We start from the raw sequence: 14,285 nt of genomic DNA on the forward strand, positions 1-14,285 counted from the left end.
GCCGTGCAACGTGACGCAACGCTTGCGGGGGACCGGCCGCGGGGAGTGTCCTGGATCACATCACCACGGGAAAGGACTCACCATGACCGACACCCTCGACAAGCCCACGACCTCCGGCACCGCGACGCCCGACGAACGCGTCGACGCCTGGTTGCAAGCTTTCGAAACCGCCCTCGCACAGCGCGATGTCGACGCCGCTGCGGGCCTGTTCGGCACCGATTCCTTCTGGCGCGACCTGGTCGCCTTCACCTGGAACCTCAAGACCGTCGAGGGACGCGAGGGCGTCTCGGACATGCTGCACGCGCGACTCGCCGACACCGATCCCAGCGGCTTCCGCACCACCGAACCAGCGAGCGACGACGACGGCGTACTCAGCGCCTGGATCGCGTTCGAGACCGCGGTCGGTCGCGGCGTCGGCCACCTGCGTCTCAAGCGCGACGAGGAGAGCGGCCAGGACCGCGCCTTCACGCTGCTGACCACGATGCAGGAGCTGAAGGGATACGAGGAGAACAAGGGCACGCGTCGTCCCCGCGGCACGAAGCACGGCGCCGACAAGCAGAGGGTCACGTGGTCGGAGCAGCGCGAGATCGAGGAACGCGAACTCGGTTACACGCGTCAGCCCTACGTCGTGATCATCGGTGGTGGTCAGGGCGGTATCGCGCTCGGTGCGCGCATGCGTCAGCTCGGTGTTCCCGCAATCGTGCTCGACAAGCACGACCGTCCCGGCGACCAGTGGCGCAGCCGCTACAAGTCGCTGTGTCTGCACGACCCCGTCTGGTACGACCACCTGCCGTACATGCCGTTCCCCGACAACTGGCCGGTCTTCGCGCCCAAGGACAAGATCGCGGACTGGCTCGAGATGTACACGAAGGTGATGGAGGTCCCCTACTGGTCGAAGTCGGAGTGCACCTCGGCGAGCTACGACGAGGCGACGGGCGAATGGACCGTCAACGTCCTGCGCGACGGCGAACCGGTGGTCCTCCGGCCGAAGCAGCTCGTCATCGCGACCGGCATGTCGGGTAAGCCGAACATCCCCGACTTCCCCGGCATGGACCTGTTCCGCGGCGAGCAGCACCACTCCAGCGCCCACCCGGGTCCGGACGCCTACGCCGGCAAGAAGGCCGTCGTGATCGGTGCCAACAACAGTGCCCACGACATCTGCGGTGCCCTGTGGGAGGTGGGCGCCGACGTCACCATGGTGCAGCGCTCGTCGACGCACATCGTCCGGTCCGATTCGCTGATGGATCTCGGTCTCGGCGACCTGTACTCCGAGCGGGCCCTCGCCGCCGGCGTCACCACCCAGAAGGCCGACCTGACCTTCGCGTCCCTGCCGTACCGGATCATGCACGAGTTCCAGATCCCCATCTACGAGAAGATCCGCGAACGCGACGCCGAGTTCTACGACCGGCTCGAGAAGGCGGGCTTCCAGCACGACTGGGGTGACGACGGTTCGGGCCTGTTCATGAAGTACCTGCGTCGCGCATCCGGCTACTACATCGATGTCGGTGCCTCGGAACTCGTCGCGAACGGCGACATCAAGCTCGCCCACGGCAACGTCCGCGAACTCACCGAGACGTCGGTGATCCTCGAGGACGGCACCGAACTCGAGGCCGATCTCGTCGTCTACGCGACCGGCTACAGCTCGATGAACGGCTGGGTCGCCGACCTGATCTCGCAGGAGGTCGCCGACAAGGTGGGCAAGTGCTGGGGCCTGGGCTCCGACACCACCAAGGACCCCGGCCCCTGGGAGGGTGAGCAGCGCAACATGTGGAAGCCCACGCAGCAGGACGGCCTGTGGTTCCACGGCGGCAACCTGCACCAGTCGCGGCACTACTCGCTCTACTTGGCGCTGCAACTCAAGGCGCGTTACGAGGGCCTCCCGACCCCGGTCTACGGGTTGCAGGAGGTGCACCACCTCCGCTGACCGACATAGCTCTCCCACGCGTCGCTCCCGCCGCCCGGCGGGGGCGACGCGGCCGTGGATCCTCCGATTCGTCACGAATCGGAGGGTGAATATTAGGGTCGCGTGCAGGTCCGCTTGACCGGGTACAGGTAGTGACTGTGAGATCACTGCAGGTCGTCGGGGGACGGGGAGTTCGATGGTGAAGAGACGCGCGGCGGCTGTAGCGGTGGCCCTGATGGTGCCGGTCTCCGGCACGACGATCGCCCATGCCCAACCGATCCATGCACAACCGGCGCACGTGCAGCCGGTGTCGGCCAGGATCGACCATGTCGAGCGGGTCGGCGACAGGCAGACGAAGCTGTTCGTCCACTCGACCGCGATGAACCGGGTCGTGCCGGTGCAGGTGCTGCACCCGGCCTCGGCGGGGCCGCGCCCCACCCTCTACCTGCTCGACGGTGTCAGCGCCGGCGAGGAGTCCGAGTTCCGCGAGAGCACGTGGACCCAGCGCACCGACATCGCGGGGTTCTTCGCCGACAAGAACACCAACGTCGTCCTTCCCGTGGGTGGCACCGCGAGCTACTACACCGACTGGAACAACCCCGACCCCGTGCTCGGGATCAACAAGTGGGAGACCTTCCTGACTGAGGAACTACCCCCGCTGATCGACGCCGAGTTCGACGGCAACGGCACCAACGCCGTCGCGGGCCTGTCGATGGGCGCCACCGGGGCGATGTCCCTGATCACCCGCAATCCCGACCTCTACCAGGGAGTCGCGGCGCTCAGCGGCTGCTACGACACCTCCAGCGACCGCTCCCGCGACACCGTCCGCGGAACCGTCGCGTACAAGGGCGGCAACCCCGACAACATGTGGGGACCGCCCGACGACGCCCGATGGGAGGAGCACGACTCCTACCTGCTCGCCGAGAAGCTGCGCGGCAAGGAGGTCTTCCTCAGCACCGGCAACGGCCTGCTCGGCCCGCACGATCTCGGCGCCGGTCAGGACGTGCTCACCGTCGGCGCGCCGCTCGAGATCGGCACCTTCGTGTGCACCGTCACCTACGACCGTCGCCTCCGCGAACTCGGTATCCCCGCGCAGGTCGTCTACCGCCCGTGGGGTACGCATTCGTGGGGCTACTGGCAGGACGACATCAAGGCCGCGTGGCCGACCCTCGCCGACGCACTCCGACTCCGCTGATCGCGCGTCGACGGCACCGTCTCAGTGGAGGCGGATGCGGTCGACGGCTGGCGGCTCCACGCGTGAGCGGGTCGCCAGATAGTTGTTGAGGGCGTCGAGATCCTTGCCCGCGCCGACCAGTCCGTGCGCTTCCGTACACACGGTGAAACCGTCTCCGCCGCCGGCCAGGAAGTTGTTCATCACGACCTTGTACACACGCTCGGGGTCGACGGCCTCGCCGTCGATCGTGATCGAACGGATCCGTTCGCCGCGCGGCGCCAGGCGGTCGAGCGTGTAGGTCAGATTGTGCGAGGGCGCCAGGATGCGTTCGACCTCCGAGCCGACCGGGCTGTCCTGAAACTGCTGCTCGAGCAGCACGTCGAGTTGGGCTCCGGTGAGGTCGAGCACCTGCAGCATGCTCCCGAAGGGCTGCACGGCGTAGGTCTCCCGGTACGAGACGGTGCCGTCGCCGGCGAGGAGGTCGCCGCGGAGTCCGCCGGGGTTCATCAGCGCGATCTGCGCGCCGAGATGCCGCGTCGCCGCGAGTTGTGCGTCGGCCACCAGATTGCCCAGCGCCGACTCTCCGCTCGGGCTCTCGCTGCGCGTGACGTCGGCGCCGATGCGCGCGATGGACCGGTTCGCGACCTCCGCCGACTTCTCGACTGCCCGGTCGACGAACTCGAGAGTGGTCGGATCCGGATCGATGTCGTGCGTGACGACCTGCGTGAACACGACGGTTCGGTCGCGCAGCACCTCCCGGCTCTGCCGGTCGATGACGAGGTCGGCGACCGACAGGATGCGCCCGTGCGAAGCACCCTGCACGACGGTGCGCGGCCTGCCCGCCGGGTCGGTGTAGGTGCAGTTGAAGTGCCGGTCGCCGTCGGAGGTGACGATGAGGTCCACGTCGGGGGAGACGGACGTCGCGATCGCCGCCGCTCCGTCGTCCCCGCTCGGACACGGATCGTCGCCGTCGATGGCCCCGATGTCGCCCTTGTAGAGCACCACGATCGAACGGACGCCGAGCGCACCGAGAATGTCGGCGGTGCGGTTGACAGCGGCGATCTCGTCCTCGAACTGCAGTCCCGCGATCGCGTCGGGCCGGATGATGTCGGGGGTGTTGCTCGGCACGACACCGATGACGCCCACGGGCAGTCCGTCGACGTAGTCGATGCTGTAGGGGAGTGCGGCCGGTGTGCCGTCCGTCGTGGTGAGGTTGGCGCCGAGGATCGGGAAGTTCGCGCCCTCGAACGGTTCGGTGTAGAGGCACCCTTCCTTCGGGTGGCAACCGCCGTCCCGCAGTCGCTCGAGTTCGGCGTAGCCGCGGTCGAGTTCGTGGTTGCCGAGGGTCGCGGCGGTGAGATCGAGTTCGTCGAGCAGGGCGATGGTCGGCTCGTCGTGGAACAGGCCCGACTCGAGCGGCGACGAACCCCACGTGTCGCCCACGGCGTAGAGCACGGAGTTGTCGGCCTGTTCCCTGAGCTGCCGGACGTAGGCGGCGAGATAGGCCGCACCCCCCGCGGGGACCGAGACGCCGTCCGACCGGACGACCTCGCCGTGCAGTCCCTGCGGGGGCAGCAGATTTCCGTGCAGGTCGCCGAATGCGATCACCCGGAGCGGGACGGCGTTCGAGGGGATTGTGCTCGTCGGCGCGGCTCCGGCAGGTGCCGCACCACCGAAGGCGACCAGTGAGCCGACGACTGCGCAGGCCGACAGGGCGCGCCGCACCTTGCCTGCCCCCATGCAGTTCCTCCGCCACCCGCCCGATCCGACCGCCCGAGTCTGTCAGGGCCGGATCACGCCACCGATACCCAGCTATAACGGTTGGGTCTCGTCACAGGATCAGCCGATGCCGGCGAGTGCCCGTCCCTGCCCGGTCGCGAAGTCGAGGAAGAGGTCGTTCTCGTGCGGGTCGCCGATCGTCACCCGGGTGCCCTCGCCCGTGAAGTTGCGGAGCACCACGCCTGCCTCCGCTGCGGCTTCGAAGAACGCGGCGGAGCGTTCACCCAGCGGCAGCCAGAGGAAGTTCGCGGCACTCGTGGGCACCTCGTAGCCGGCCTCGACGAGTGCCGCGTGGACCCGTTCCCGCTCGGCGACGACGCCCTCGGTGCGCGCGAGCAACTCGGTCGCGGCGGCGAGCGAGGCCACGGCAGCCGTCTGGGCGAGCGAGTTCACGGAGAACGGGGTGTGGACCTTGCTCAGCGTCGTCACGACGGACGGGTCGGCGACCGCGTATCCGACGCGGATACCGGCGAGACCGTAGGCCTTGGAGAAGGTGCGGAGCACGACGACGTTGCGGCGACCCTCCGCGAGCTCGAGACCGTCGGCCAGATCCTCACCGGGCTCGGGGCGGACGTACTCGAAGTACGCCTCGTCGAGAGCGACGACGATGTGCTCGGGGACGGCGTCGAGGAACTGCGCGAGCTCCTCCTTGCCCAGCAGCGACCCGGTGGGATTGTTGGGATTGCACACGAAGATCAGCCGCGTGCGGTCGGTGATCGCGGCGAGCATGGCCTTCAGGTCGTGACCGTGGTCCGCGGTGTTCGGGACGCGCACGGCGGTCGCGCCGGCGACGGCCGCGATGATCGGGTACGCCTCGAACGACCGCCACGCGAAGATCACCTCGTCGCCTGCATCGCACGTGATCTGCACGAGCTCCTGGCACAGGCTCACCGATCCGCAGCCCACGGCGATCTGCTCGGTCGGGACGCCGAGTCGTTCCGACAGTGCCGCGATGAGCTCCGTCGCGCTGTTGTCGGGGTAGCGGTTGAGGCCGGCGGCAGCGTCGGCGATCGCCTCCCGGACGCTGGGGAGCGGACCGATGGTCGTCTCGTTGCTGGCGAGCTTCACCGCACCGGGGAACGAGCGGCCCGGAACGTAGGCGGGGATCGATTCGAGGTCGGGGCGGGTCTGTGGAGTCACGAGCCGATTATGCGCCTCGTCGTGTGACCGCCGGTCGGCAGGATGGGGGAGACCGTCCATCTACACGCCTCTGACCAGGCGTTTTGCGTTTCCCCTGGGGGCATGTGTAATGTTTCGATCCGGCGGTTCGAGAGCATCGAATCCCCGAGGAGGCGTGCCAGAGCGGCCGAATGGGACTCACTGCTAATGAGTTGTCCCCCTTACCGGGGACCGGAGGTTCAAATCCTCTCGCCTCCGCCAGTTGGTGTAGCGTCACCAACGACAATTGAATACACATGCGCCCGTAGCTCAACGGATAGAGCATCTGACTACGGATCAGAAGGTTAGGGGTTCGAATCCCTTCGGGCGCACACACGAAAACCCTCACCGGTACTCCGGTGAGGGTTTTCTCGTATCTGGTTACGGAGTCGCCACGACACAGAATCGACACGGCTTGCTGACCGGCTTCAGCGACATCTTGTGGCTATCTTCACTCGGCAAGGGGCGTCACGTGACTTCCCCGGACTACAGGAGGGTGTGTGCAAGATCGGTCCTGGTCCAACAAACAGATGGAGATTCTTGCCCAGTGCCTCCGTGACAATGTCGCGACACCGGAGGGCGCTCCCGACTACGACGACGTCATGATCTGGTACGACGAGTTGGCGGCAGAGGTTCACGGCGCCAGCTCGGGTGCAAGGTGCTGGAAGACGAAGCCGAACTCTCTCCTATGCTCGACGATGTAGAGAAGCTGCTTCGAGACGCACAGCGGAAGGGGATGGAACAGTGACGGCTTTCGTGATCGAGTACAACCGGAAGACTGCCGACCGGACGGTTACGTCATTCCCCGGCGTCGACGGACGACGTGCTGCTATGCGTCGGCGTCTCGAGCTCGAGAAGTCTCGAACGGACAAAGATGTGGAGATTGTTTCGCTGGTGAGCGACTCCCTCGAGACGCTTCGTCGCACGCACTCCAGGTACTTTCAGGGCCGGGAACTGGCTGCAAACGCCTGACAGGCTAGGTTCGACCAGTTCGGGCACACAGACCAAACCCTCATCGATCCTGTCGGTGAGGGTTTTCTCGTTCGAGGATTACTGTTTCCGGTTGCGCTCACGTGAGCTTCGCGATGATCCTCTCGGCGAAGTCCTCGATCGGCGCGCGGTACTGCTCGGCGGTGCCGAGGAGGTGATCGTGGTCGCCCGAGTGGGTGGCCTCCCAGTTGGCCCACGGCGACACCATGACGCCGGCACAGGATCGGTACCGGGCTCGGCGGGTGGGGTTCGATGGTCATTTCGGGGATGTCGTAGTACTCGCCCCGGAACGAGACCCATCCTCCCTTCCACAGTTCGCGCAGCGCCCGGATCATCTCGTTCAGCCGGGGCCCGCGGTTGTCGAAGTCCTGGCCGAGCAGTTCGAACTCCTCGCGCATCCATCCCGCGGACAGTCCGATGGAGACCCGGTCTCCGGCGACCAGAACGGCTTGCCGCTCTCGTGCCCGGGGTAGACCGTCTTCAACTCCTTCGGGTAGATGAGGTGGTCCGAGACGAGCAGGCCGTGGAATCCGGCGTCGTCGAGCATGCGGGCGACGGCCGGCATCTCCGCGGCCTTCATGAATGCGGTCCCGCTCCGGAACTTCACTCGAATGCCCCCCGAATCTTCGATGCGCGCCGACGATGAAAGAGTGACGTTTACATTATCAAGAACAAGGTTCCATCAGAGTATGTGACCGCAGTCATGAGGTGAAACGCCACCGTCCCCGGTTCCTGCGCTACGAGTGAACGTCCCGTCTTCGTTTCGAGCTGACCCTCCACCTGGAGTCGGGGACTCGATCGTTCGCGTCCCCGGTCGGAGATCCTGCCGGTACCGCAGGTGGAATCCGTCTATTGACGAGCCCGCTGGGGCGGAAGTAGATTTCGTACCACTCTCGAAAAGTTAACGACAATTCGCACGACGGTCCGGCAGCGGCGGTCGCGCTCTGCGGGGAGAAGACATGGAACTTGCGTGGTCAGAGGCCGACGCCGCCTTCAGAGACGAGGTGCGATCGTGTCTCGAGGAGAAGCTGACGCCCGAACTGCGGCGGGCCGGCCGACTCGCGACGAGCGTGTACTCCGACCACGAAGCGAGCATGGAGTGGCAGCGCATCCTCCATGAGCGTGGTTGGGCGGCGCCGGCCTGGCCGGTCGAGTACGGCGGATGCGACTGGACGCAAACGCAGCACTACATCTTCAGCCGCGAGTCGATCCTCGCGGGCGCCCCGAACCTGTCGCCGATGGGCATCCGCATGGTCGCGCACGCGATCGTCGCCTACGGCACCGAAGAACAGAAGAGCTACTTCCTGCCCCGGATCCTCACAGGTGAGGTCTTCTTCTGTCAGGGCTACTCCGAGCCCGAGGCCGGCTCCGACCTCGCGTCGCTCAGCATGGCGGCGGTCGACGACGGCGACGACCTGATCGTCACCGGCAGCAAGATCTGGACCACGCACGCCACCGAGGCGAACTGGATGTTCGCGCTCGTGCGCACGTCGAAGACCGGTCGCAAGCAGCAGGGCATCACCTTCCTGCTCATCGACATGACCTCGCCCGGCATCGAGATCCGCCCTCTGGTCATGACGTCCGGTGAGGAAGTGCAGAACCAGGTCTTCTTCGACGGTGTGCGCGTCCCGAAGAAGAACGTGCTCGGGAAGATCGACGACGGCTGGACCGTCGCGAAATACCTGCTCGTCTTCGAACGCGGGGGAGCGGCGGCAGCGCCGGCCCTGCAGGTCATGGCCGAACGAATCGCCGAGGAGGCCGCCGAACAGCCCGGTCCGTCGGGTGGCAGGCTCATCGACGATCCGGCGTTCTCCGCCAAGCTCGCCGAGGCACGTATCCGCACCGACGTACTCGAGATCCTCGAATACCGCACTCTTGCAGCGTTATCCGCGGGCAAGAATCCCGGCCCCGCGTCGTCGATGCTCAAGATCCTGGGCACCGAACTCAGCCAGACGATCACCCGGCTGACCCTCGAGGCGGCCGGTCCGCGCGGTCGGGTCTACCAGCCGCACATCACCGCGCCCGGTGGTCCGGTGGCCGACTACGTGCCGCCCGCCGACGGTTACGTCAGCGGTGAGGAGTGGCAGGCTGTCGCGCCGCTGCGTTACTTCAACGACCGCGCCGGGTCGATCTACGCCGGCAGCAACGAGATCCAGCGAAACATTCTCGCCAAAGCAGCATTGGGGCTCTGATGGACTTCGGTTTGAGCAAGGAGCAGGAGCTCCTTCGTGATTCGGTCACCAAGTTCCTCGCCGGTCGCTACGACCTGGCGCAAAGCCGGAAGGTCGCGACCACCGGCGAAGGTTGGCAACCGGAGGTGTGGCGGGCATTCGCCGAGGATCTCGGAATCCTCGGGGCCACGCTTCCGGAAGAGGTAGGGGGGATGGGCGGCGGACCGGTCGAGTTGATGGTGGTATCCGAGGCACTCGGGCACGCACTCGTCATCGAACCGTACGTCGACACGGTCGTCCTCGGGGGCGGGCTGCTCGGTCGTGCAGGGGTCGATCGAGCCCGGTCCGTCCTCGAGGCGATCGCTGCCGGTGAAGCCGTCACGGCGTTCGCCGCGACCGAGCCCACCTCCGGATACGTCTTCCACGACGTGTCCACCACCGCGCGTCGCGAGGGCGACGAGTGGGTCATCGACGGTGAGAAGACCGTCGTCACCAGCGCTCCGCTCGCAACGCACCTGCTCGTCACCGCCCGCACGTCGGGCGAGCGCACCGACACCGACGGCATCTCGCTGTTCCTCGTCGACTTCGACCCCGCGAACCCGCCGGCCGGCGTGGAGATCCACTCCTACCGCACGATCGACGACCGACGCGCTTCCGACATCGTCTTCTCGGGTCTGCGACTGCCCGCCGACTCGCTGCTCGGCGAGGAGGGCAGCGCATGGCCGTCCGTCTCGCGCGGCACCGACGAGGCGACCGCCGCCGTGTCCTCCGAAGCCGTGGGTCTGATGCGCAAGGTGCTCGCCGACACCGTCGAGTACGCCAAGCAGCGTCAGCAGTTCGGCCAGCCCATCGGCAGCTTCCAGGCACTCCAGCACCGCATGGTCGACATGTACATGGAGGTCGAGCAGGCGGTGTCCGCCGTCTACCTGGCCGTTCTTCATCTCGACAGCGACGACGCCACGCGGGCACGCGCGGTCTCGGCCGCGAAGGCGACGATCAGCCGTGCGGCACGCTTCGTCGGCCAGAACGCCGTCCAGCTCCACGGCGGCATGGGCATGACGGAGGAACTCGCCGTCGGGCACTACTTCAAGCGACTGACCGCGATCGAGTACGAGTTCGGCACCGCCGAACAGCACGTCGCCCGGTACGCACAGCTCACGAAGGGCTGATCGGATCGGTCCAGGGGCCGGTGCGGGGGATCACCCCTGCGCCGGCCCTGCATCCGTTTCCGGCGGAGCCGACAGAGCATCCTCCACGCGCGTCGCGGCGACGACGGGATCCTCGTGCTCCCACACCCGCACCACCGTCCAGCCCGCGGCCTGCAGGCGCGCATCGGTGTCCCGATCGCGCTGCACGTTGGCAGCGAGCTTGGCCACCCACCACTCGGCGTTGTTCTTCGGGAACGTCTCATGCTGCGGGCAGCTGTGCCAGAAGCAGCCGTCCACGTAGACCGCGACCCGACGACGAGGGAAGACGAGGTCGGCCCGGCGTCGCATCCCCGGCAGAGGAGCGCGGTCGACGAAGAACCGCCGCCCCCGGCGATGCAGTTCCTTGCGCAACGCCACTTCGGGAACGGTGTCGCGTCGGCGTTGCCGGCTCATCCGCGCACTCGTACGCGGATCCGTCCCGGGCCGATCCGACGCCGCCATCACGGTGTCTTTCAGGCCGCCACTCGCGGGAAGCCACCCATGCGTTCGAGGTGGTTCTCGACGTCCTCGAGGAATCCGGGCAGGAAGCGCAGATTGCCGGAGCGTGCGCGTCGGAGGAATCCTGCCGTCGCCCGCGCCGACAGCAGACGGGCGTCGAGGAGGAAACCGCCGAGGTCCTCGTAGGGAGCTTGAACGGGCCACTGCGACTCGTGCACGCGGAACGCCTGTCCGCGGGCGCCCCACGCGGCGGTCGGCCAGGTGTCGCCCGGAAGCAGCGGGGTCTCGTGGTCGGAGCTGTACGCGATGGGGTTGTTCAGCCGGTGGCCCACCCACGACGCCATCCGCACGCTGACGGCATTGCCGACCAGACGCCACCGGTGTCCGGCGCGGACACCGGGGGCCTCGACGGCAGGAGCCGTCCAGTCGGCGTCGAAGCCCTGGAGTCTCTCGGCGTCGGTCAGGCCGGGGGTGACGATCTCGCCGGACGGCAGTCGCACGGCCGGAGGGCTGGCGATACCGAGGGTCGAACCGCCCTTGAGCGTGGGCACGGCGTTGACTGCCCATCCGAGACCGCGCACACCCTCGGTCCAATAGAAGCCGCAGGGGAACAGATCGGGATTGCCCTCCATGGGCATGCCGGCGTCCTGGCCGAACAACACCGTGCGGGGATCGTCCGTGCGTGAGGCGACCATCAGGACGCGGTGCCGACGCTGGGGGAGACCGAACGCGCGGGCATCGACGACGCGATAGGCCCACATGTAGCCGAGTTCCTCGAGCGCGTCGGTGATGTGGCGCATCGCCGCACCGCGGCCGAGCTGCAGCATGAAGGGAACGTTCTCGACGACGAGCCAGCGCGGGCCGTTCTTACGCTTCACGAGACGGAACACTTCGTCGACGAGCCCGGACTTCGATCCCGTGATGCCGGCCGTGCGTCCGGCCTGGGAGAGGTCCTGGCACGGGAAGCCTGCGGCGACCAGTTCCGTATCGCGGGGGAGAGAGCGGAGACGCGTGACGTCCGGATGAAGCGGAACGTCGGGGAAGCGCGTACGTAGTACTGCCTGAGCACCCGGCTCGATCTCGCAGAGGAGTTCGGTGTTCCACCCGTGTCGCCCGAGTCCGAGCTCCAGTCCGCCGATACCGGCGAACAACCCCACCATGTTCCCCGTCGACGTCACGGCACCCTTCCTCGCTCAGCTCAACGGTGAACGTTACTCGAGAAGTAGGACGATCAGTGAGCGGACGCGACGAGCACCACGATGGAGGGGTCGTCCTACCCCTCCGGTGAAGGGCTACGGGCCATCGAAACAGCCATTGACCTCGCGATTTGGTGTTCTGGGAGATGTTCGCGTAACTTATTCCAGGTCAGAGCGACACGGACACCGACCCGGGCCGAGAGGAACGGGACAACGAGGTTGGACGAAGGCGCCTGCGAATGTGATGGCTGCGAACCTTCTGGTAAGGTTTCGAGCCGCCCCTGGTTCCGAAAACCATACGGACTTGCGTTCGTGAGGATGAGGAAGTAGGCTGGAACAGTTGCCTCAGAGCGGGTCGGACGTCAGTCCGGAGCGTGATGATGTGTGCGTGTTCTTTGAGAACTCAACAGTGTGCCGATGAATGTCAGTGCCAAATATTTTTGGTACTCCGCTCCATCATTTTCGATGGGGTGGGTATTTGCTGATCGTCTCATTCTTCCGTCTGGGATGGTCAGTGTTTGAGCTAGTTTGAGTTTTTATGCTAGTGATTTGACTCTTTTGTCTTTGACTGATTGCCCCTTTTGGGGGTGATTGTGAGTCTTCAACGGAGAGTTTGATCCTGGCTCAGGACGAACGCTGGCGGCGTGCTTAACACATGCAAGTCGAACGATGAAGCCCAGCTTGCTGGGTGGATTAGTGGCGAACGGGTGAGTAACACGTGGGTGATCTGCCCTGCACTCTGGGATAAGCCTGGGAAACTGGGTCTAATACCGGATATGACCTCGGGATGCATGTTCTGGGGTGGAAAGTTTTTCGGTGCAGGATGAGCCCGCGGCCTATCAGCTTGTTGGTGGGGTAATGGCCTACCAAGGCGACGACGGGTAGCCGGCCTGAGAGGGCGACCGGCCACACTGGGACTGAGACACGGCCCAGACTCCTACGGGAGGCAGCAGTGGGGAATATTGCACAATGGGCGCAAGCCTGATGCAGCGACGCCGCGTGAGGGATGACGGCCTTCGGGTTGTAAACCTCTTTCACCCATGACGAAGCGCAAGTGACGGTAGTGGGAGAAGAAGCACCGGCCAACTACGTGCCAGCAGCCGCGGTAATACGTAGGGTGCGAGCGTTGTCCGGAATTACTGGGCGTAAAGAGCTCGTAGGCGGTTTGTCGCGTCGTCTGTGAAATCCCGCAGCTCAACTGCGGGCTTGCAGGCGATACGGGCAGACTCGAGTACTGCAGGGGAGACTGGAATTCCTGGTGTAGCGGTGAAATGCGCAGATATCAGGAGGAACACCGGTGGCGAAGGCGGGTCTCTGGGCAGTAACTGACGCTGAGGAGCGAAAGCGTGGGTAGCGAACAGGATTAGATACCCTGGTAGTCCACGCCGTAAACGGTGGGCGCTAGGTGTGGGTTTCCTTCCACGGGATCCGTGCCGTAGCCAACGCATTAAGCGCCCCGCCTGGGGAGTACGGCCGCAAGGCTAAAACTCAAAGGAATTGACGGGGGCCCGCACAAGCGGCGGAGCATGTGGATTAATTCGATGCAACGCGAAGAACCTTACCTGGGTTTGACATGTACCGGACGACTGCAGAGATGTGGTTTCCCTTGTGGCCGGTAGACAGGTGGTGCATGGCTGTCGTCAGCTCGTGTCGTGAGATGTTGGGTTAAGTCCCGCAACGAGCGCAACCCTTGTCCTGTGTTGCCAGCACGTGATGGTGGGGACTCGCAGGAGACTGCCGGGGTCAACTCGGAGGAAGGTGGGGACGACGTCAAGTCATCATGCCCCTTATGTCCAGGGCTTCACACATGCTACAATGGTCGGTACAGAGGGCTGCGATACCGTGAGGTGGAGCGAATCCCTTAAAGCCGGTCTCAGTTCGGATCGGGGTCTGCAACTCGACCCCGTGAAGTCGGAGTCGCTAGTAATCGCAGATCAGCAACGCTGCGGTGAATACGTTCCCGGGCCTTGTACACACCGCCCGTCACGTCATGAAAGTCGGTAACACCCGAAGCCGGTGGCCTAACCCCTTGTGGGAGGGAGCCGTCGAAGGTGGGATCGGCGATTGGGACGAAGTCGTAACAAGGTAGCCGTACCGGAAGGTGCGGCTGGATCACCTCCTTTCTAAGGAGCATTTCTCCCGGCGAGGGGTCACACAGGTGACTTCCTCACGGGCAGAGACTGTTTCGTTCCCGCAGGTGGAACGGCAGAAGCTCATGGGTGGAACGCTGACAACCATCACCGCGTATGGCGGGGATACAGATCCTCG

Annotated in this window: 10 protein-coding genes, 2 tRNA genes, 1 rRNA gene and 1 pseudogene; 7 read left to right on the forward strand and 7 right to left on the reverse strand. The window is 65.6% G+C overall.

The features are described 5' to 3' along the window. Positions 1-82: 82 nt before the first annotated feature. A complete protein-coding gene (locus tag RBB84_RS22305) occupies positions 83-1,924 on the forward strand; it encodes an NAD(P)/FAD-dependent oxidoreductase (protein ID WP_064257189.1) in 1,842 nt (613 codons plus the stop codon). Positions 1,925-2,099: 175 nt separating this feature from the next. Further along, positions 2,100-3,098 (forward strand): alpha/beta hydrolase family protein, encoded by a 999-nt coding sequence (locus tag RBB84_RS22310; RefSeq protein ID WP_064257188.1) that lies wholly within the window; start codon positions 2,100-2,102, stop codon positions 3,096-3,098. 21 nt (positions 3,099-3,119) lie between these two features. On the opposite strand, the gene RBB84_RS22315 is transcribed toward RBB84_RS22310, so the two are convergent. Together RBB84_RS22315 and hisC are read right to left on the reverse strand one after the other, a co-directional pair. Further along, entirely contained in the window at positions 3,120-4,817 is a 1,698-nt protein-coding gene (locus RBB84_RS22315; protein WP_064257187.1) for a bifunctional UDP-sugar hydrolase/5'-nucleotidase, read from the reverse strand. 99 nt (positions 4,818-4,916) lie between these two features. Beyond that, a complete protein-coding gene (hisC, locus tag RBB84_RS22320) occupies positions 4,917-5,996 on the reverse strand; it encodes a histidinol-phosphate transaminase (RefSeq protein ID WP_064257186.1) in 1,080 nt (359 codons plus the stop codon). A 148-nt stretch (positions 5,997-6,144) separates the two neighbouring features. Between hisC and RBB84_RS22325 the strand changes: the two genes are divergently transcribed. Both RBB84_RS22325 and RBB84_RS22330 read left to right on the forward strand, forming a co-directional pair. Next, positions 6,145-6,236: transfer RNA gene (locus RBB84_RS22325), tRNA-Ser, on the forward strand. 37 nt (positions 6,237-6,273) lie between these two features. Continuing rightward, a tRNA-Arg gene (locus RBB84_RS22330) sits at positions 6,274-6,346 on the forward strand. A gap of 737 nt (positions 6,347-7,083) precedes the next feature. On the opposite strand, the gene RBB84_RS22335 is transcribed toward RBB84_RS22330, so the two are convergent. The 3 genes and pseudogenes from RBB84_RS22335 to RBB84_RS22345 all read right to left on the reverse strand — a co-directional run bounded on the left by RBB84_RS22335 (position 7,084) and on the right by RBB84_RS22345 (position 7,584). Beyond that, entirely contained in the window at positions 7,084-7,212 is a 129-nt protein-coding gene (locus RBB84_RS22335; protein ID WP_019290319.1) for a hypothetical protein, read from the reverse strand. 73 nt (positions 7,213-7,285) lie between these two features. Next, positions 7,286-7,384: pseudogene (locus tag RBB84_RS22340) on the reverse strand (LLM class F420-dependent oxidoreductase); the annotation flags it as partial. After that, positions 7,345-7,584, reverse strand: coding sequence for a hypothetical protein (locus RBB84_RS22345; RefSeq protein WP_231912089.1), 240 nt, complete (start codon positions 7,582-7,584; stop codon positions 7,345-7,347). The pseudogene RBB84_RS22340 and the gene RBB84_RS22345, both read right to left, overlap by 40 nt. 379 nt (positions 7,585-7,963) lie before the next feature. Between RBB84_RS22345 and RBB84_RS22350 the strand changes: the two genes are divergently transcribed. Then, positions 7,964-9,196 carry an acyl-CoA dehydrogenase family protein gene (locus tag RBB84_RS22350; RefSeq protein ID WP_064257185.1) on the forward strand — a complete coding sequence of 411 codons (1,233 nt, stop codon included), beginning with the start codon at positions 7,964-7,966 and terminating at the stop codon, positions 9,194-9,196. Continuing rightward, positions 9,196-10,344, forward strand: coding sequence for an acyl-CoA dehydrogenase family protein (locus RBB84_RS22355; RefSeq protein ID WP_064257184.1), 1,149 nt, complete (start codon positions 9,196-9,198; stop codon positions 10,342-10,344). The genes RBB84_RS22350 and RBB84_RS22355 overlap by 1 nt, the downstream gene beginning before the upstream one ends. A gap of 30 nt (positions 10,345-10,374) precedes the next feature. Here RBB84_RS22355 and RBB84_RS22360 read toward each other — a convergent pair whose 3' ends face one another. Next, positions 10,375-10,776 carry a very short patch repair endonuclease gene (locus tag RBB84_RS22360; RefSeq protein ID WP_231912087.1) on the reverse strand — a complete coding sequence of 134 codons (402 nt, stop codon included), beginning with the start codon at positions 10,774-10,776 and terminating at the stop codon, positions 10,375-10,377. Positions 10,777-10,835: 59 nt separating this feature from the next. Beyond that, positions 10,836-11,999: a DNA (cytosine-5-)-methyltransferase gene (gene dcm / locus RBB84_RS22365; protein ID WP_019290316.1), complete on the reverse strand. Its 1,164-nt coding sequence runs from the start codon at positions 11,997-11,999 to the stop codon at positions 10,836-10,838. A 619-nt stretch (positions 12,000-12,618) separates the two neighbouring features. Between dcm and RBB84_RS22370 the strand changes: the two genes are divergently transcribed. Then, positions 12,619-14,140: ribosomal RNA gene (locus RBB84_RS22370) — 16S ribosomal RNA — on the forward strand. Positions 14,141-14,285: the final 145 nt, after the last annotated feature.

The organism is Rhodococcus sp. D-6, assembly GCF_040256695.1.
Classification (GTDB): domain Bacteria; phylum Actinomycetota; class Actinomycetes; order Mycobacteriales; family Mycobacteriaceae; genus Rhodococcus; species Rhodococcus pyridinivorans.

Coding starts and splice junctions, on each gene's coding strand:
- RBB84_RS22305 (WP_064257189.1), top strand. CDS start 83: ATGACCGACACCCTCGACAAGCCCACGACCTCCGGCACCGCGACGCCC.
- RBB84_RS22310 (WP_064257188.1), top strand. CDS start 2,100: ATGGTGAAGAGACGCGCGGCGGCTGTAGCGGTGGCCCTGATGGTGCCG.
- RBB84_RS22315 (WP_064257187.1), bottom strand. CDS start 4,817: ATGGGGGCAGGCAAGGTGCGGCGCGCCCTGTCGGCCTGCGCAGTCGTC.
- RBB84_RS22335 (WP_019290319.1), bottom strand. CDS start 7,212: ATGGTGTCGCCGTGGGCCAACTGGGAGGCCACCCACTCGGGCGACCAC.
- RBB84_RS22345 (WP_231912089.1), bottom strand. CDS start 7,584: ATGAAGGCCGCGGAGATGCCGGCCGTCGCCCGCATGCTCGACGACGCC.
- RBB84_RS22350 (WP_064257185.1), top strand. CDS start 7,964: ATGGAACTTGCGTGGTCAGAGGCCGACGCCGCCTTCAGAGACGAGGTG.
- RBB84_RS22355 (WP_064257184.1), top strand. CDS start 9,196: ATGGACTTCGGTTTGAGCAAGGAGCAGGAGCTCCTTCGTGATTCGGTC.
- RBB84_RS22360 (WP_231912087.1), bottom strand. CDS start 10,776: ATGAGCCGGCAACGCCGACGCGACACCGTTCCCGAAGTGGCGTTGCGC.